Raw genomic sequence first — 17124 nt, 5'->3', positions numbered from 1 at the left:
TGGTTCTTGAGTAATCCAGGCAGCCTGCAAATCGGCCAGATTGTGAAGATCCTGAAAGGCAAAGACGCCGGACAGGTGGCCGTGGTCGTATCCATTGAGGACAGCAGGTTCGTGTATATAGCGGACGGGAACAAACGAAAGTTTGACCAGAAAAAGAAGAAAAACTTTCTCCATCTGGAGCCCCAGTCCTTCATAAGCAGCGAGGTCGCAAACAGTTTAAATGAAAGCGGTCGGGTCACGAACGGAAAACTGCGTTATGCAGTCATGAAGTTTATGAAGTCCACCGAATCCCATGCTGAAGAGAAAGGAGACTAACTGTGGCTAAAGAGGATGTAATTGAAGTGGAAGGCACGGTCATCGAACCGCTGCCGAATGCAACGTTCAAAGTCGAGCTTGAGAACGGTCATCAAATTCTTGCCCATGTTTCCGGTAAGCTGCGGATGCACTTTATCCGTATTCTGACAGGCGACAAAGTGGTCGTGCAGTTATCGCCTTATGATTTAACCAAAGGCCGTATAACGTACCGTAAGTAATTTTTACCGTTTCTTTCAATAGGACGCCCGGGATGTTATGATCCTATAGGGCACTTGAAAATATTCGATCGAGGGTTTACATTTGTAAAGTCCGGTTGATCCTTAAATATGAATTTGCTTCCTTCATGATGGGAGTGAATTCTCTGAAGAAGGTTTTGCGTAAAAGCAAGACTTTAGTCAATCCTTACGAAGCGAGTTTTGTTTTTTGCAAAACTTGAGGGAGGTAATTAACATGAAGGTAAGACCTTCTGTAAAGCCTATTTGCGAAAAATGCAAAGTCATTCGCCGCAAAGGGACTGTAATGGTTATCTGTGAAAATCCGAAGCACAAACAAAAACAAGGTTAATAGAAGGGGGTGTAGCGTAAAATGGCTCGTATAGCTGGTGTGGATTTGCCACGTGACAAACGCGTTGAGATCGCCTTGACTTATATTTTCGGAATCGGTAAAACGACTTCCCAGAAAATTCTGAGCACTACAGGCATCAATCCGGACACTCGTGTTCGTGATTTGACGGAAGATGAAGTCAGCAAACTGCGTGAAACGATCGACAAAACGGTTAAGGTTGAAGGTGACCTGCGTCGTGAAATTTCCTTGAATATTAAACGTCTCATTGAGATCGGCTGCTATCGTGGAGTGCGTCATCGCCGCGGTCTGCCGGTTCGTGGACAACGTACTAAAACGAATGCTCGTACACGGAAAGGCCCTCGTCGTACTGTAGCGAACAAGAAGAAATAAGAAGGGGGGATAAAAGACAATGGCTAAACCGAAAAAAGTCGTACGTACTAAACGTCGTGACCGCAAAAATATTGAATCCGGAGTGGCTCATATCCGTTCCACGTTCAATAACACTATCGTAACGATTACGGATCCTCATGGAAACGCGATTTCTTGGGCAAGCTCCGGCGGCCTTGGATTCAAAGGTTCCCGTAAGTCGACTCCGTTCGCAGCGCAAATGGCTGCCGAATCCGCGGCTAAAGCTGCGATGGAACATGGCATGAAGTCGGTAGAGGTTATGGTTAAAGGTCCAGGTGCAGGCCGTGAAGCAGCGATCCGCTCTTTGCAAGCTGCTGGTCTGGAAGTCAACCTGATCAAAGACGTAACTCCAGTTCCGCATAACGGTTGCCGCCCACCTAAGCGTCGTCGTGTCTAATTGAAGCAAACCTGTAAAATGTGGTATATTTCCGGCACAATCTGCTAATAATGGTTGTTTAGGCATACTACATGAGTACACAAGGGTAATGACAGTTTCAAATAGGAGCGACGCTTGAAGGAGGGGTACTTGCGTGATTGAAATCGAAAAGCCGAAAATTGAGACCGTAGACGTCAGTGAAGACGGTGCCTATGGCAAGTTTGTAGTAGAACCGCTTGAGCGCGGATATGGAACGACCCTGGGGAATTCCCTTCGCCGGATCCTGTTGTCCTCGCTGCCAGGCGCAGCCGTAACGTCCGTTCAAATCGATGGCGTACTGCACGAGTTCTCAACGGTTCCGGGTGTAATGGAAGACGTGACGGAAATTATTCTGAACCTGAAGGCTCTTTCCCTGAAAATTCATTCCGACGAGGAGAAAGTCCTTGAGATTGATGCTGAGGGCGAAGGAGTCGTGACGGCAGGAGATATCCGGGCGGACAGCGATGTTGAAATTCTCAACCCAGACCTGCATATTGCTACCATGGGACCAGGTTCGAGACTTCACATGCGTATTTTTGCTAACCGCGGTCGTGGCTATGTCCAAGCAGATAAGAATAAACGTGATGATCAACCGATTGGCGTCATCCCGGTCGATTCTATCTATACCCCGATTAGCCGCGTGAATTATGGCGTGGAGAATACGCGGGTTGGTCAAGTGACCAACTACGACAAATTGACGCTTGAAATCTGGACTGATGGAAGCATCCGTCCGGAAGAGGCCGTAAGCCTCGGCGCCAAAATTTTGACCGAGCATTTGATGCTGTTCGTCGGCTTGACCGATGAGGCGAAAGATGCGGAAATCATGGTCGAAAAAGAAGAAGACAAAAAAGAAAAAGTGCTTGAAATGACGATCGAAGAGCTGGATCTCTCTGTTCGTTCCTACAACTGCCTCAAGCGTGCCGGCATCAACACGGTACAAGAGCTGACCACGAAGACCGAAGAAGATATGATGAAAGTCCGCAACCTGGGCCGCAAGTCTTTGGAGGAAGTTCAAGAGAAGCTCGAAGAGCTCGGTTTGGGACTCCGTACAGAAGAATAGCATCTTAGGATTGTTAGCGAAGGAGGGGAAAACATGGCATACCAAAAGTTGGGCCGCGATTCCAGCGCACGTAAAGCTTTGTTCCGTGACCTGGTAACCGACCTGTTCTTATATGAGCGCATTCAAACAACGGAAGCGAAAGCGAAGGAAGTTCGTTCCATCGCTGAGAAGCTGATCACGAAAGCGAAGAAGGGTGACCTTCATGCTCGCCGCCAAGTGGCAGCATTCGTACGTCGTGAAACGGTTGACGGAGAGCAAGACGCGATCCAAAAACTGTTCAGCGAGTTGGCTACCCGTTACGCTGAGCGTCCAGGCGGATACACTCGTATCCTGAAGCTCGGACCTCGCCGCGGTGACTCCGCGCCTATGGTTTATCTGGAACTGGTTGACCGCGCGTAAACAGGTGAGGATGGGGAAAGGGGGGAAGGAATCGCATGATTCTGATCGAACCCTTTTTTCACGTCCGGGGCCTGTATACGGAATAAGATTTTTCTTATCCGGATAAGAGGCCCCGTTTCGTGTTCCTTTTGAATTACCTTGGAACGGCTTCGCCGTGAATTACGGCGGAGCCGTTTTATGTTTGCGGCATGAAGCGCGTCATCGAAGCAGGAAGCAAGAGGTCAGGAGGATTTGGGGAATGCGCAACATTTGCATGAAAGTCAGTTATGACGGTACGAATTACAGCGGGTTTCAGACGCAGCCGGACGGAAACGCCATTCAGGATTATTTGGAGAAGGCCATTAAGCTGCTGACGGGCGAGCAGGTGAAAATCCATGCCTCGGGCCGGACGGACGCCGGCGTTCACGCGATCGGGCAGGTGTTTCATTTTCATACCGCCTCCCAAATTCCCGTGGAACGATGGTGCCTGGCGCTGAATTCGAGACTTCCCAAAGATATTTTGGTGACCGAAGCCCGGGAGGTTTCCCTGGATTTTCACTCCAGAAGAAACGCGAAGCGAAAAACGTACCGTTACACCATCAATGCCAATCAATATCCGGATCTGTTCCGCAGAAATACGGAGCTTCATCATCCCGGCAAGCTCGATGTAGAAGCGATGTCCGAAGGGCTGAAGCATTTGATCGGTACCCATGACTTTACTTCCTTTGCTTCCCGTCATTCCACCAAGCCTTCCCATGTTCGCACCGTATATGATGCCCATATCGAAAGGGATCAATCCATGTGCCGCCCGGGAACCCGGGATCAGGGCTTGATCCATGTCTATATCACCGGAAACGGCTTTTTGCAGCATATGGTCCGCATTATCGTGGGCACGCTGCTGGAAGTGGGCAAAGGCCGTAGACGTCCTGAGGACATTGCGTCGATCCTGAAGGCCAAAGACCGGATGAAAGCAGGTCCGACGGCCGAATCGAAGGGTCTCATGTTATGGAATGTGGAGTATGAGAATTTCAATTAAAAACATTGAAAATCGGCTTGCGATTTATCTGCCTATACTGTAAAATAAAAGTTGTGTTTTCTTATGGCTCTCCCACAGCCCCCAGTAAGAAAACGACAAACCTAACATTACAAATGACTTTCTTTTCATAACAAAGATGAACGAAGATAAATGATTTTCGGACGATTACAAGGAGGAACTATTCATGCGTACCACCTATATGGCGAAGCCAAATGAAGTTGAGCGCAATTGGCACATCATCGATGCCGAAGGCAAAACGCTTGGTCGTTTGGCGAGCGAAGCAGCTGCTTTGATCCGCGGCAAACACAAGCCACAATTTACACCTCATGTTGACGGCGGCGATTTCGTTGTCATCATCAACGCTGAGAAGATCCATCTGACAGGCAAAAAACTGCAAAACAAAAAATACTACCGTCACTCCCTGCATCCAGGCGGTCTGAAAGTGACCAACGCTCAAGACCTCTTGAACAGCAAACCTGAACGTGTATTGGAATCCGCTGTTCACGGCATGCTTCCTAAAACCCGCATGGGCGAAAAAATGAAGCTGAGACTGAAAGTATATGCAGGTTCCGAACATCCACATGCAGCACAAAAACCAGAAGTTTACGAACTTCGCGGATAATTAAAAGGAGGACAAGTTTCATGGCACAAGTACAATACTATGGGACAGGTCGTCGTAAACATTCGGTAGCACGTGTTCGCCTTGTACCGGGTGAAGGACGCATCGTCATCAATAAACGCGACATCAACGAATATTTCGGTTTGGAAACCCTCAAACTGATCGTGAAGCAACCGCTGGCTCTGACTGAAACGCTCGGACAATACGACGTACTCGTTATCGCTAACGGCGGCGGCATCTCCGGTCAAGCAGGCGCAATCCGTCACGGTATCTCCCGTGCGTTGCTGAAAGCTGACCCAGAGTTCCGTCCGGCTTTGAAAAAAGCGGGCTTCCTGACTCGTGACCCACGCATGAAAGAACGTAAAAAATACGGTCTCAAAGCGGCTCGTCGCGCGCCACAATTCTCGAAACGTTAATATTTCCTGGATTTCAGGATACAAGCCTCTGGCCTTTACCGGTCAGGGGCTTTTTATTTTGCCCGTTCCAGAAAAAAACTGCCTTGCGGCAGTTGGATTAAACCCCCAAAAAGCGGAGTTATTCATTTTGCAAAATATGTAATGCATCATCGACAGAGCCGATTTCCCCGTACGCATGTTTTTTCATGAGCTGGGCATGGCAGGCCGGGCACTCGGCAAAAACCTCGCTGTAACCCAATCCGTCGTCATTCCGTCCGTCTTTCCACCATACGTTGATCTGTTCGTTTTCCTTGCCGCATTGGCTGCAATACAACGATTGGCCAAGCTGGTTGGAGGAAACAATCATGCTTTTTCACCTCATCGGAATTTTGAAAGGAAATAGACCGGACTGCTCGATCTATTTCCCGTTTGGATGATTATTGACGCTGAAAGCCTTGGTAGTTGGTGCCCATTCCGTATTGCTGTTGGCCAAAGCCGGTGTAGGAATGGCTGACGTTTTCCATTTGGTGAGCCATATTGGAAATTTGCTGCAGCTGTTGAATCGCGGTTTGGTGTCCTTGCAGCGCGTTTTGGATCACCTGGGCTGCATGGCGCTCACGCTGAGCGAGCTGCTCGAGCTGCATCGCGTTGCTTTCTTCTTGTCTCAACAGCTGTTGGTAAGCTTGCGAAGCCTGTTGGGTTTGCTGAATCAACTGCTGGACGAGCTGGGTAATTTGCTGCGTTTGGTTGAACTGGTTCAAAGGGAATGCCTCCTTCGGTAGTCTGGTATGGTTTTGATCCCTTACGTATTGTTCCTTTGAAGGGCGGATTCTTATTCTTTTTGGTAAGACAATGTGCCCATTGGGCGGATTCATCATATGCTGTAGCATAACTCGAACGGAGGGATTTGATTTTGCAACCTAACGCACAGCATAAACATTTGGCATGGCATGAAACGATGGAGCTGCATGAACTTACCGCTTCGCAGTCCAACACTTTGATGGGGCTTAAAATGCACGTCCATGACGTGGCGGATCCGAAGCTGCGGGGCCTTTATGAGGAGACGATCCGCTCCACGGAGTCCAACCTGAAGGAGCTGCTGCAATTTTATCCGATGGCCCCCATGGAAGCGAGAAACAACAAAAGCAAGCCGCATCACGAAGACCTGACCGCCTTTTATGCCGGCCATCTGCTCGGGATAGCCAAAAACTGCGTCAAAAACTACGCGGCAGCCGTTACGGAGGCAGCTACTCCGCAGCTTAAAGATACATTCGTCAAACATCTGAACCATGCGATCAAACTGCATACGAAAGTGTTTAACTTCATGCATGAACGCGGGTTTTATCCGGCATACGATTTGCATCAGCTGCTCGAAAACGATAAGAAAACCGCTAAAAAAGCGCTGGAGATGTAAGGGCCCGGCCAAGAAAAAGATCTTTCGCAGCGAAAGGTCTTTTTCTTCTTCGCAGGTTTCAGGACCTTTTATAGGATTGACAACTAAAGATATTGCTTTATACTGGTTTTAAATCATATTAAACCGCTTGGTATTCACTGATTATTATTGCAATGATTATGATACGAATTATTGGAAGGGGAGACATTCGCATGAATTTGCTTGAAAAAGAAAAGTGGATCGAGGTTCAAGCCGCCGAGCTGGAGCATGCTTCCGCCGAAGAGGTCATTCGGGTTGCCGTCGAGAAATTCCCGAATATTACGTTTGCGTGCAGTTTTGGGGCCGAGGACGTGGTTTTGGTTGATATTTTGCAAAAGGTGAGTCCGTCCACCGATATTTTTTATTTGGATACGGACTTCCACTTTAAGGAAACGTACGAAACGAGAGACCGGCTGGAATCCAAATACGGCATCCAGTTCGTGCGCGTGTCTCCCAAATTGACGCCGGAGGAGCAAGCGGCCAGCCATGGCGAGGAATTGTGGAAAATCGACCCGAACCAGTGCTGCAACATCCGCAAAGTCGAGCCGCTCACCCGGATTCTTTCCCAATACGACGCCTGGATCACGGGGATCCGCAGAGACCAGGCTCCGACCCGCGCCAATGCCAAGAAAGTGGAATATGATCATAAGTTCGGGCTGGTCAAATTCAACCCGATTGCCGATTGGACATCCGACGATGTCTGGACATATATTCGCGATAACCAAGTGCTGTACAATCCTCTCCATGACCGGAACTATCCGAGCATCGGTTGCGAACACTGCACCCGTCCGGTGCAGCCGGGCGAAGACCCAAGAGCCGGCCGCTGGTCCGGAACGGAAAAAACGGAATGCGGACTGCATCAATAAATTTCGAAATAGGAGGAATGAACGGCATGACTGGAATACTTCCGCATGGCGGCAAGCTGGTTAACAGGTTCGCAGAAGGAAACGAACGCGATGAGCTTCTGAAGGCTTCGCCGTTTTTGAAGCAGATCCGGGTGAACAATTGGACCATTTCCGATCTTGATTTAATCGGGAACGGAGCATTTTCTCCGCTTGAAGGATTTTTGAACGAAGAGGATTACCGTTCGGTAGTCAGCACGATGCGGCTTGCCGATGGAACGGTATGGAGCATACCGGTGACGTTATCCGTCGATGAAACGACGGCCCAAGGGCTTAACCTGGGGGATCAAGTGGCGTTGACCGGAGCCGAGGACGGCGTCGTGTATGCCGTTTTGACCGTGGAAAGCGTGTACGAAGCCGATCAGGAGGAAGAAGCGCTGAAGGTGTTCAAAACGAGCGATCTGGAGCATCCCGGCGTGAAAAAGCTGTTCGAGCGTTCCCCGATCTATGTCGGCGGAAGCGTCAAGGTCCTTAACCGCCCGCAGCCTGCAAGGTTCCGCGAATTTTATTTCGACCCGGCGCAAACCCGGGAGCTGTTCCGGGAAAAGGGCTGGAAAACGGTTGTCGGCTTCCAAACCCGCAATCCCGTGCACCGGGCCCACGAGTACATTCAGAAGACGGCGCTAGAGATCGTTGACGGCCTATTCCTGAATCCGCTTGTCGGCGAGACGAAATCGGACGACGTTCCGGCGGACGTACGAATGAAGAGCTACCTGGTTCTTCTGGAAAACTATTATCCGCAGGACCGGACGTTTTTGGGCGTGTTTCCTGCCGCCATGCGTTATGCGGGTCCTAGAGAGGCTATTTTCCATGCGATGGTCCGCAAAAATTACGGCTGCACCCATTTCATCGTCGGACGCGACCATGCCGGGGTAGGCGACTATTACGGCACTTATGAAGCGCAGGAGATATTCTCGAACTTTACGCCTGAAGAGCTCGGCATTACGCCGCTGTTTTTCGAGCATAGCTTCTTCTGCAAAACATGCGGCAACATGGCGTCCAGCAAAACCTGCCCGCATCCGAAGGAAGATCACCTGACCCTGTCCGGCACCAAGGTACGCGGATTGCTCCGCGACGGGCAGTGTCCGCCGCCGGAATTCACCCGTCCGGAAGTCGCTGAAGTGCTGATCGCAGGCATGCGCGCGCAAGTAACGCCTTAAAGGTACTATTTGTCCACCTTCGCCCATATAGATGAGTAGAGTCGATATGGGAACGGAGGTGGATTTTTGATGTCCAAGCCTGGCAAGCAGGTGCTGTGGATCCGGCTGAGCTCCATCAAGAAGCTTTTCATCGGCATATGTCTGGCCATCGTGTTTGTCACCGTAGCCACGCTGAATATTCCTGCGGTTAAAACGACGGGGCAATGGGGCCTCCCGTTATCGGGAAAGGTCATCGTGCTCGATGCGGGCCACGGCGGCCCCGACGGCGGAGCCGTAAGCAAGCAGGGCCTGATCGAAAAGGATGTGAATCTGGCGATCGCCTTGTATTTGCGCGATTATTTGCAGCAGGCGGGGGCTGTCGTGTACATGACGCGGGAAGGCGACTACGATTTGGCAGGGAAGGATACGAAAGGATACTCCAAACGCAAAACGGAGGATTTGAAACAGCGCGCCAAGATGATCGAAAACTCCAACGCCGACCTGTTTCTGAGCATCCATTTGAACAGCTTCCCCGGCAGATGGAGCGGAGCCCAGACCTTTTATTATCCCAATCATCCCGACAATAAGACGCTGGCCGTATTCATCCAGGAGGAAATCAAGCGCAACCTGGAAAATACCGATCGCGTCGCCAAAACCGTAAACCACGTGTACCTTCTTAAAGCCGTGAAAATGCCCGCGGCATTGGTCGAAGTCGGTTTTTTGTCCCATCCGGAGGAGTCTCAGCTCTTAAGGGACGAAGGATACCAGCGGAAGGTCGCGGCTGCGGTGTATAAAGGGATGCTGCGGTATTTATCGGGGGAAAAGGCGAATTTGTCGCCAGAAATGTAAGCGTTGATGGTATAATGGCTTCTGGGGCGCATTCGCCTCGTGCGGATGCACAATATACAAAGCAGAGGTGCTGCCATCATGTTGTCACGTGAGCAAGTACAAGAGGTGCTACAGCCCGTAAGCGAGCCTGTTACCGGTAGAAGCCTTATGGAGCTGCAAATGATAAGAGATATCGTCGTGAAAGACGCCAGGGTGTCACTATCCGTGATTACGCTGGACGATTATGGACAAGCGCTGGAAAAAGAAATCCGCGAGCGTCTGCAAGCTGCCGGAGCGGGAGATGTGCACATCCGCATCCGTCCGGCCAACGAGCATGAGCGCGGCAAGATTTTGGGCGACCACGAACGAAAAACGGATAAAGACAAGCTGGTGAAGGGGCATGCGGCCGGCCTTGAAAGAAACGAGCTGCTGAACGATCCGGACGTCCATTTTATCGCGGTGGCGAGCGGTAAAGGGGGAGTCGGCAAATCCACGGTAACCGTCAACCTTGCTGCGGCGCTGGCCCGCCAAGGCAAGCGGGTCGGATTGATCGATGCCGATATTTACGGCTTCAGCGTTCCGGACATGATGGGAATCGAGGAAGGCCCCGTCGTCGAGAACGAATTGATCATTCCCGTCGAACGGTTTGGCGTGAAGGTGATGTCGATGGGCTTTTTCATCCGCGAAAACAGCCCGGTCGTATGGCGCGGCCCGATGCTCGGCAAAATGCTCCATCAATTTTTCGGCGACGTCAACTGGGGCAAGCTGGATTACCTGCTGCTCGATTTGCCGCCGGGAACCGGGGACATTGCGCTGGACGTTCACCAAATGCTTCCGCAAAGCAAGGAAATCATCGTGACGACCCCGCATGCCACGGCCGCTTTTGTGGCTGCCCGGGCAGGGGCCATGGCCATTCAGACGAATCATGAAATACTGGGCGTCGTGGAAAACATGGCATACTACGAATGCTCCCATTGCGGAGAAAAGGATTTCGTGTTCGGCCGGGGCGGCGGCGGACAGCTGGCGGAAACGCTTCACACCGAACTTTTGGCCCAGCTTCCGCTCGGAGCGCCGGACAACCATATTTCAGAGCCGGATTTTTCGCCATCGGTATATAAATCCGAATCCGCGAGCGGACGAATTTACAATGAGCTGGCGGCGAGCATTATCGCCAAATGCGAAAAATAGACCGTTTGGTTCAAAGAAAAAAAGCCCCGTCGCGAGGGCTTTTTTTCTTGTGCCATTCGATTTTAGGAAGCGTTGCCGCCACCGCCTTCTTCGCCTTCTCCGCCGCCACCGCCTTCTTTTTCTTTATCGCCTTTTTCCCCGCCTTCCTTCTGTTTGCCGCCTTCTCCGCCTTGGCCGCCTTCCTTTTCGACCTTCGGCTGAAGTTCCTGGGTCACCACGTTTCGCAGGAGCGACATCACTTCCATTTTGAACATCGGATTTTGCATCGCTTCCTGCATGACCGTCATCGATTGCTTGCGGTATTCCGGCGTTTTGGTCAAATCGAGGAACATCTTCATGACCTCGGGCGACTTCATGATATCGGAAATCGCCTTTTGATACGTCGGATCCTTGATCAGCTGCATGTGAAGCTGCTTGTTTTGGGTGCTGATCGCCTTGGCAAAGTCGCCGGCGAACTGCGGATCGGTCATGATTTTTTCGAATTCCTTTTTATATTCCGGCGAGGTGATGGTATCCTTGACCGCCGTTCGGATCTGATCGGTAGCCTGCATCGTCATCATTTGCATGCCGGGACCGCCGCTGCCGCCCGAAGAGCCACCGCCGCCCTGTTTCAGCGCATCTTCGACGGCTTTTTTGCCTTCGTCGCTCTTCAGGATGTCGACCACCATCGTCTTCATTTCTTTATAATCGCCTTGAGGCGGTGCATAGCTCGGTTCGGATCCGCAGCCTGAGAGTACGGTGGTAAGTCCGAATATGATTCCCCAAATGCCTAAAACAGGCCACTTCATGAGCGTCACTCCTTTTGCTTATCATCCTGCATGTAGTATGCCGAAGTGGATTTCGAAATATGTCGTTTCCGGGCATGGTTTTTTAATGTGAACGTTGGTAAAATAAAGTCTTGGGGGTGCAGGCGATTTGAACTTAAAAAATTGGTCCAAGTTATTTTTGCAAACATTGCTGGTGGGAGCCGCCGTCTCCATCATCACCGGTTTTCTGCTGCCGTTCAGCAGGGAATCCATTTCCTTCAAGGATGTAAGCGATGTATTGTTTTACTTGCTTATTCTTTTCGGTTTTGGAGCACTGACGAGCGTTTACTCGCAGCTTGGTTTTTTTGCTTATATGATCCTGAATTATACGGCTATCGGCGTATTCCCAAAAAAGGCTTGGCAATACATACAGCTTGTTTTAGCAATATTGGCGCTGCTGGAAGTGATGTTCTTCCGTTCCTTCGTCGGCAAGGAAAACAGCCAAATGGCGGATTTGCTCCTGGGATTGGCGATTTTGGTCGTGGCTGTTGCCGTTGCCTATTTTAAAGCGAAAGCCACCAACGTTACCGCATGGGTGCCGACCCTCTTTTTCATGATCGCGGTGACCATCGTCGAAATGGTGGGCGGTCTGAAAATCAATGAGAACAATGCCACGATCTTTATTGTGGTTCCACTCCTCGCATGCAATGCATACCAGATTTTAATACTGCATAAAGTGCTGAAACCAAAAAAGAGCTAAGAAACTTAGCTCTTTTTTCTTTAAATTTACGTATGCTACATGCCTGCCGCATCTTCAAGGGCTTGCTGCAGCGTCGCCTGATCCTGCACTTCTTTTCCTTTGGTATCGGCTTGCGACAATAAATCGGAGACCGTGACGAATTCATAACCTTGTTTCCGCAGTTCGTCGATAATGATCGGGAGCGCCTGGTGGGTTTGTTTGACCGAATCGCTTGCATGGAGGAGAACGATATCGCCCGGATGGGCGCTGCTTACGACGCGGTTCACGATATTGTCGACCCCGATGTTTTTCCAATCCTGCGAGTCGGTATCCCATTGGATGACCTTGTAATTCATGCTGTCGGCGATTTTAAGCACGCGTTTATCGAAGTCGCCGTTCGGCAGGCGGAGCAGGGTAGGTTCCTTACCCGTCAGATCGGTTAATATAGAGTTAGCCGTCATGAGCTGGGTTTTGATCTCCTCGTCGCTTAAGCTGCTGTAGTTGACGTGCTTATGGCCATGGCTTCCGATCTCGAAGCCCGCGGTTTTGATTTTATTGACGATATCCGGATGGCTTTTGCTCCAAGGGGAAGAGAGGAAGAAGGTGGCTTTGGTTACGCCTTTCTCTTTCAGAACGTTCAGGATAGGCTCGGTGCGCTTTTCTCCCCAGCTGATATCAAAGGTCAGGGCGATCACTTTCTTTTCGGTAGGAACGCTGTAAATGGCGGCTGGAGCCCCTTCGGAGAATACCGTGACATTGTCTGACTCTACATAAATGATGCCGATCGCAAACAGTGCCGCGGCGAGCACGAAGAAGGTGCGTTTGATTTTGCGGCCGTTCAGCACATAAAAAAATGAACTCATTTGCGTTTGTCGCTCCTTTCCCACAATGGAAATGCTTGTTTACTTTACATAGTATGCTCGTACCAGCGAGTTATACCAGGAGGAGGTTAACTATGCTTCGCCCTTCGGTTTTTCTGAAAGATTTGGGTTCGATCCGCAAAACCCTGCTGTTCGTTACGGTCCTGTTCGTTTTGGGCATCGTCGCAGGATGGTACAGCACCGGCGTATTGGCGCAGTTCATCGATCAGCAGATGGGAGGAATCCGCGACATCGGGGAAAGCCTGAGCAGGTCGTCCAACCCGAAGTGGAATTTTTTCGTGTTCATCTTTTTCAATAACAGCATCAAGGCCGTATTGATGATCTTTTTGGGGTTGTTTTTGGGCATCCTTCGATTTTGTTTTTGCTTGTGAACGGCATGGTTGTCGGGTTCCTGGTTCATACCTCTATGGAGCAGGGAAACAGCTTGTTCGATCTGGTCGTGAAAGGTCTGCTGCCTCATGGGATCATCGAAATTCCCGCGATTATCATCGCTTGCGCTTTTGGGGTTCGGATGGGGATGCTTGTCATTGCGAGCCTTGGCGGAAGCGGGAAGGAAGGATTAAAGGGGAAATGGAAAGAGGGTTTCCGGAAGGCATGGACGGCATCGATATGGATCGTCATTTTATTGTTTGTGGCCGCCATTATCGAAAGCACGATTACTTACACGCTGATGAAGGGGTAAATAGGCATAGCGCCTATTTGCCTTTTTTCGGCATACCGCATTCATAAATTTCCCAAAAACTGTGCATAACATTAAGGCGGCATATCGAGCCACATTTTAGAATGTTGCAAATTCCGATAATTTCAGAAAATATGCTCTAGTCGACAAGGAGGCCAAGCAACCATGCTGGGTATGCTTTTTAACGATAAGGAATGCAAGGAACTGGATTATGTACTGCGTAAAGAGCTGGATGAAATGCTGTTTGACTTAAGCGACCATAGATTGGACCTGGAAGTGAGAAACGCGATCGCGAGCCGATATCGCACGGTGTTCCGCATGTATGCCAGATTCGCGCCCCCGAAGGAGCTCTCCAAATATGCGCGTAACAGCAAGCTGTCTCAATTCAAACAATAGATGCGAAAAAAGTGCTTGACGGTCAGCGGGGATCTATGATAAATTTATTTTCGCTTCGGTTTTAGTCAAATAAAACGGAAAGCTGCGAGATGTTGACGAATTTAAAACTTCGAAAAAAAAGTTTTAAAAAAAGCCTTGCAAAACATCGAGCATGTATGATATATTATAAAAGTCGCCGCTGAGATGCGGTGATGAATGAAAACGAAAGAATTTGATCTTTGAAAACTGAACAACGAGTGAGATATGAGGTTTCGGCAACGAAACCGAAACGCGAAGCAAATCGGTTCAAGCCTATGGCTGGATGGTTTGTGGAGCACAAATGAGAATTTATTTCTCGTCAGATTCAAAATGAGTCACAAACTTTTTGTTGGAACGCTACTCTCCTTCGGGTGAGCAGATTCTTCCAACTTTCATGGAGAGTTTGATCCTGGCTCAGGACGAACGCTGGCGGCGTGCCTAATACATGCAAGTCGAGCGGACCTTAGCGATCTTCGGATCGCTCTTGGTTAGCGGCGGACGGGTGAGTAACACGTAGGCAACCTGCCCGTAAGATCGGGATAACTACCGGAAACGGTAGCTAATACCGGATAATTTATCGCTTCGCATGGAGCGGTAATGAAAGACGGAGCAATCTGTCACTTACGGATGGGCCTGCGGCGCATTAGCTAGTTGGTGAGGTAACGGCTCACCAAGGCGACGATGCGTAGCCGACCTGAGAGGGTGAACGGCCACACTGGGACTGAGACACGGCCCAGACTCCTACGGGAGGCAGCAGTAGGGAATCTTCCGCAATGGGCGAAAGCCTGACGGAGCAACGCCGCGTGAGTGATGAAGGTTTTCGGATCGTAAAGCTCTGTTGCCAGGGAAGAACGTCGGGTAGAGTAACTGCTATCCGAGTGACGGTACCTGAGAAGAAAGCCCCGGCTAACTACGTGCCAGCAGCCGCGGTAATACGTAGGGGGCAAGCGTTGTCCGGAATTATTGGGCGTAAAGCGCGCGCAGGCGGTCACTTAAGTCTGGTGTTTAAGGCTAGGGCTCAACTCTAGTTCGCACTGGAAACTGGGTGACTTGAGTGCAGAAGAGGAAAGTGGAATTCCACGTGTAGCGGTGAAATGCGTAGAGATGTGGAGGAACACCAGTGGCGAAGGCGACTTTCTGGGCTGTAACTGACGCTGAGGCGCGAAAGCGTGGGGAGCAAACAGGATTAGATACCCTGGTAGTCCACGCCGTAAACGATGAATGCTAGGTGTTAGGGGTTTCGATACCCTTGGTGCCGAAGTTAACACATTAAGCATTCCGCCTGGGGAGTACGGTCGCAAGACTGAAACTCAAAGGAATTGACGGGGACCCGCACAAGCAGTGGAGTATGTGGTTTAATTCGAAGCAACGCGAAGAACCTTACCAGGTCTTGACATCCCTCTGAATCCTCTAGAGATAGAGGCGGCCTTCGGGACAGAGGAGACAGGTGGTGCATGGTTGTCGTCAGCTCGTGTCGTGAGATGTTGGGTTAAGTCCCGCAACGAGCGCAACCCTTGATTTTAGTTGCCAGCACATTAAGGTGGGCACTCTAGAATGACTGCCGGTGACAAACCGGAGGAAGGCGGGGATGACGTCAAATCATCATGCCCCTTATGACCTGGGCTACACACGTACTACAATGGCCAGTACAACGGGAAGCGAAGTCGCGAGATGGAGCCAATCCTATCAAAGCTGGTCTCAGTTCGGATTGCAGGCTGCAACCCGCCTGCATGAAGTCGGAATTGCTAGTAATCGCGGATCAGCATGCCGCGGTGAATACGTTCCCGGGTCTTGTACACACCGCCCGTCACACCACGAGAGTTTACAACACCCGAAGTCGGTGGGGTAACCGCAAGGAGCCAGCCGCCGAAGGTGGGGTAGATGATTGGGGTGAAGTCGTAACAAGGTAGCCGTATCGGAAGGTGCGGCTGGATCACCTCCTTTCTATGGAGAATCGTTTCCTGCAACGGAAACATTCAAATATGCCGCAAGGCAAAACAATCTCACTCGTTGTCAGTTTTGAAAGAGCAAACCTCTTTCGAAATGCGTTTGGTGGCGATAGCGGAGGGGTTCCACGCGTACCCATCCCGAACACGACCGTTAAGCCCTCCAGCGCCGATGGTACTTGGACCGAAGGGTCCTGGGAGAGTAGGACGCTGCCAAGCGCAAACCTTTATGGGTTTACTCATCAAGAGTATATTAGGAAATGAATATGGGCCCTTAGCTCAGCTGGTTAGAGCGCACCCCTGATAAGGGTGAGGTCGGTGGTTCGAGTCCACTAGGGCCCACCATATATAATTAAATAAGCATATTTCCTATTATGGGGCCATAGCTCAGCTGGGAGAGCGCCTGCCTTGCAAGCAGGAGGTCAGCGGTTCGATCCCGCTTGGCTCCACCAATTATTCAATTTGATCCTTGAAAACTAGATAACGAAACGAATTTGCGTTTTAGAAATATCCTTTTCTGATGATTTTGAATTTGGCTTCGCGTCAAATTGAAATTCATCATAGCTGCTTGTGTCTTCATTGAAAGACCAAGTAATAAAGGTAGCAGACGAGTGTTTGAATCGAAGAGCGACTTTGGCTTTGTGCGAAGCACAAAACAACGGAGCGAAACGAGGCAAACAGGAGTCAAAGGTTAAGCTACTAAGAGCACACGGAGGATGCCTAGGCGCTAGGAGCCGATGAAGGACGTGGCGAACAACGATACTGCCTCGGGGAGCTGTAAGCAAGCTTTGATCCGGGGATGTCCGAATGGGGAAACCCGGCTGATGTAATAGTCAGTCACTCGCATCTGAATACATAGGATGTGAAGAGGCATACCAGGGGAACTGAAACATCTAAGTACCCTGAGGAAGAGAAAACAATAGTGATTCCGTCAGTAGCGGCGAGCGAACGCGGATTAGCCTAAACCGGTCAGCTTGCTGGCCGGGGTTGTGGGACGTCTCACATGGAGTTACAAAGGAACTGGTTAGGCGAAGAGGTCT

General features: G+C 50.3%; 23 protein-coding genes, 2 tRNA genes and 3 rRNA genes (1 of these 28 only partly in view). 24 read left to right on the top strand and 4 right to left on the bottom strand.

All coding sequences use genetic code 11. The features are described 5' to 3' along the window. The first annotated feature begins 6 nt into the window (after nucleotides 1–6). The 10 genes from NYE48_RS24865 (at nucleotide 7) to rpsI (ending at nucleotide 5211) form a co-directional block, all read left to right on the top strand. Entirely contained in the window at nucleotides 7–315 is a 309-nt protein-coding gene (locus NYE48_RS24865) for a KOW domain-containing RNA-binding protein (RefSeq protein ID WP_341000285.1), read from the top strand. Between the two features lie 2 nt (nucleotides 316–317). Next, a complete protein-coding gene (gene infA / locus NYE48_RS24860; RefSeq protein WP_006212898.1) occupies nucleotides 318–533 on the top strand; it encodes a translation initiation factor IF-1 in 216 nt (71 codons plus the stop codon). Between the two features lie 232 nt (nucleotides 534–765). Continuing rightward, nucleotides 766–879, top strand: a complete 114-nt coding sequence (gene rpmJ / locus NYE48_RS24855; RefSeq protein WP_003322638.1) for a 50S ribosomal protein L36 — start codon at nucleotides 766–768, stop codon at nucleotides 877–879. 21 nt (nucleotides 880–900) lie between these two features. Next, on the top strand, nucleotides 901–1269 hold the full coding sequence (gene rpsM / locus NYE48_RS24850) for a 30S ribosomal protein S13 (protein WP_036712625.1): 369 nt from the start codon (nucleotides 901–903) through the stop codon (nucleotides 1267–1269). Nucleotides 1270–1288: 19 nt separating this feature from the next. Next, nucleotides 1289–1684, top strand: coding sequence for a 30S ribosomal protein S11 (rpsK, locus tag NYE48_RS24845; protein WP_127606489.1), 396 nt, complete (start codon nucleotides 1289–1291; stop codon nucleotides 1682–1684). A 133-nt stretch (nucleotides 1685–1817) separates the two neighbouring features. Continuing rightward, nucleotides 1818–2762 carry a DNA-directed RNA polymerase subunit alpha gene (locus NYE48_RS24840; RefSeq protein WP_127606487.1) on the top strand — a complete coding sequence of 315 codons (945 nt, stop codon included), beginning with the start codon at nucleotides 1818–1820 and terminating at the stop codon, nucleotides 2760–2762. A 33-nt stretch (nucleotides 2763–2795) separates the two neighbouring features. Further along, the gene (gene rplQ / locus NYE48_RS24835; RefSeq protein ID WP_036712632.1) at nucleotides 2796–3161 is read left to right on the top strand and encodes a 50S ribosomal protein L17; all 366 of its coding nucleotides are present in this window, start codon (nucleotides 2796–2798) and stop codon (nucleotides 3159–3161) included. Nucleotides 3162–3399: 238 nt separating this feature from the next. After that, nucleotides 3400–4176: a tRNA pseudouridine(38-40) synthase TruA gene (gene truA, locus NYE48_RS24830; RefSeq protein ID WP_341000284.1), complete on the top strand. Its 777-nt coding sequence runs from the start codon at nucleotides 3400–3402 to the stop codon at nucleotides 4174–4176. A gap of 184 nt (nucleotides 4177–4360) precedes the next feature. Continuing rightward, on the top strand, nucleotides 4361–4798 hold the full coding sequence (gene rplM, locus NYE48_RS24825) for a 50S ribosomal protein L13 (protein WP_036712637.1): 438 nt from the start codon (nucleotides 4361–4363) through the stop codon (nucleotides 4796–4798). Nucleotides 4799–4818: 20 nt separating this feature from the next. Continuing rightward, a complete protein-coding gene (rpsI, locus tag NYE48_RS24820) occupies nucleotides 4819–5211 on the top strand; it encodes a 30S ribosomal protein S9 (protein WP_036712641.1) in 393 nt (130 codons plus the stop codon). A gap of 118 nt (nucleotides 5212–5329) precedes the next feature. Here rpsI and NYE48_RS24815 read toward each other — a convergent pair whose 3' ends face one another. Further along, nucleotides 5330–5557 carry a hypothetical protein gene (locus NYE48_RS24815; RefSeq protein WP_339322466.1) on the bottom strand — a complete coding sequence of 76 codons (228 nt, stop codon included), beginning with the start codon at nucleotides 5555–5557 and terminating at the stop codon, nucleotides 5330–5332. Nucleotides 5558–5627: 70 nt separating this feature from the next. Then, a complete protein-coding gene (locus NYE48_RS24810) occupies nucleotides 5628–5951 on the bottom strand; it encodes a hypothetical protein (protein ID WP_036712643.1) in 324 nt (107 codons plus the stop codon). Nucleotides 5952–6148: 197 nt separating this feature from the next. On the opposite strand from NYE48_RS24810, the gene NYE48_RS24805 reads away from it, so the two are divergent. The 5 genes from NYE48_RS24805 (at nucleotide 6149) to NYE48_RS24785 (ending at nucleotide 10679) form a co-directional block, all read left to right on the top strand. Continuing rightward, on the top strand, nucleotides 6149–6604 hold the full coding sequence (locus NYE48_RS24805) for a spore coat protein (RefSeq protein ID WP_052147141.1): 456 nt from the start codon (nucleotides 6149–6151) through the stop codon (nucleotides 6602–6604). 191 nt (nucleotides 6605–6795) lie between these two features. Next, complete coding sequence (locus NYE48_RS24800; RefSeq protein ID WP_341000282.1) at nucleotides 6796–7488, top strand: phosphoadenylyl-sulfate reductase; 693 nt, start codon at nucleotides 6796–6798, stop codon at nucleotides 7486–7488. Between the two features lie 26 nt (nucleotides 7489–7514). Continuing rightward, nucleotides 7515–8684, top strand: coding sequence for a sulfate adenylyltransferase (sat, locus tag NYE48_RS24795; protein ID WP_341000281.1), 1170 nt, complete (start codon nucleotides 7515–7517; stop codon nucleotides 8682–8684). A 69-nt stretch (nucleotides 8685–8753) separates the two neighbouring features. Beyond that, nucleotides 8754–9512 carry an N-acetylmuramoyl-L-alanine amidase CwlD gene (cwlD, locus tag NYE48_RS24790; RefSeq protein WP_212952118.1) on the top strand — a complete coding sequence of 253 codons (759 nt, stop codon included), beginning with the start codon at nucleotides 8754–8756 and terminating at the stop codon, nucleotides 9510–9512. A gap of 78 nt (nucleotides 9513–9590) precedes the next feature. Further along, the gene (locus NYE48_RS24785; RefSeq protein WP_036712655.1) at nucleotides 9591–10679 is read left to right on the top strand and encodes an Mrp/NBP35 family ATP-binding protein; all 1089 of its coding nucleotides are present in this window, start codon (nucleotides 9591–9593) and stop codon (nucleotides 10677–10679) included. Nucleotides 10680–10741: 62 nt separating this feature from the next. Here NYE48_RS24785 and gerD read toward each other — a convergent pair whose 3' ends face one another. Beyond that, entirely contained in the window at nucleotides 10742–11467 is a 726-nt protein-coding gene (gene gerD, locus NYE48_RS24780; protein WP_036712658.1) for a spore germination lipoprotein GerD, read from the bottom strand. 127 nt (nucleotides 11468–11594) lie between these two features. Here gerD and NYE48_RS24775 point away from each other — a divergent pair, with 127 nt between their 5' ends. Continuing rightward, nucleotides 11595–12185, top strand: a complete 591-nt coding sequence (locus NYE48_RS24775) for a KinB-signaling pathway activation protein (RefSeq protein ID WP_341000280.1) — start codon at nucleotides 11595–11597, stop codon at nucleotides 12183–12185. 35 nt (nucleotides 12186–12220) lie between these two features. Here NYE48_RS24775 and pdaB read toward each other — a convergent pair whose 3' ends face one another. Further along, complete coding sequence (gene pdaB / locus NYE48_RS24770) at nucleotides 12221–13027, bottom strand: polysaccharide deacetylase family sporulation protein PdaB (RefSeq protein WP_341000279.1); 807 nt, start codon at nucleotides 13025–13027, stop codon at nucleotides 12221–12223. A 92-nt stretch (nucleotides 13028–13119) separates the two neighbouring features. Between pdaB and NYE48_RS24765 the strand changes: the two genes are divergently transcribed. The 8 genes from NYE48_RS24765 to NYE48_RS24730 all read left to right on the top strand — a co-directional run. After that, complete coding sequence (locus NYE48_RS24765; protein ID WP_341000278.1) at nucleotides 13120–13416, top strand: stage II sporulation protein M; 297 nt, start codon at nucleotides 13120–13122, stop codon at nucleotides 13414–13416. A 35-nt stretch (nucleotides 13417–13451) separates the two neighbouring features. Continuing rightward, the gene (locus NYE48_RS24760; protein WP_445324045.1) at nucleotides 13452–13727 is read left to right on the top strand and encodes a stage II sporulation protein M; all 276 of its coding nucleotides are present in this window, start codon (nucleotides 13452–13454) and stop codon (nucleotides 13725–13727) included. A 162-nt stretch (nucleotides 13728–13889) separates the two neighbouring features. Beyond that, nucleotides 13890–14120: a hypothetical protein gene (locus NYE48_RS24755; protein WP_036712662.1), complete on the top strand. Its 231-nt coding sequence runs from the start codon at nucleotides 13890–13892 to the stop codon at nucleotides 14118–14120. A gap of 409 nt (nucleotides 14121–14529) precedes the next feature. Continuing rightward, nucleotides 14530–16082 (top strand): 16S ribosomal RNA (locus NYE48_RS24750). A gap of 104 nt (nucleotides 16083–16186) precedes the next feature. Further along, a 5S ribosomal RNA gene (gene rrf, locus NYE48_RS24745) occupies nucleotides 16187–16303 on the top strand. 49 nt (nucleotides 16304–16352) lie between these two features. After that, nucleotides 16353–16429 (top strand) — tRNA-Ile (locus NYE48_RS24740). A 31-nt stretch (nucleotides 16430–16460) separates the two neighbouring features. Continuing rightward, nucleotides 16461–16536: transfer RNA gene (locus NYE48_RS24735), tRNA-Ala, on the top strand. 237 nt (nucleotides 16537–16773) lie between these two features. After that, nucleotides 16774–17124: ribosomal RNA gene (locus tag NYE48_RS24730) — 23S ribosomal RNA — on the top strand; it runs 2696 nt beyond the window's last position. Together the 16S, 23S and 5S rRNA genes with 2 tRNA genes alongside form the textbook arrangement of a ribosomal RNA operon.

It is taken from the genome of Paenibacillus sp. FSL M7-1455 (genome assembly GCF_038004655.1).
Lineage (GTDB): Bacteria > Bacillota > Bacilli > Paenibacillales > Paenibacillaceae > Paenibacillus_AQ > Paenibacillus_AQ cookii.
This window is presented reverse-complemented; position numbering and strand designations above follow the sequence as displayed.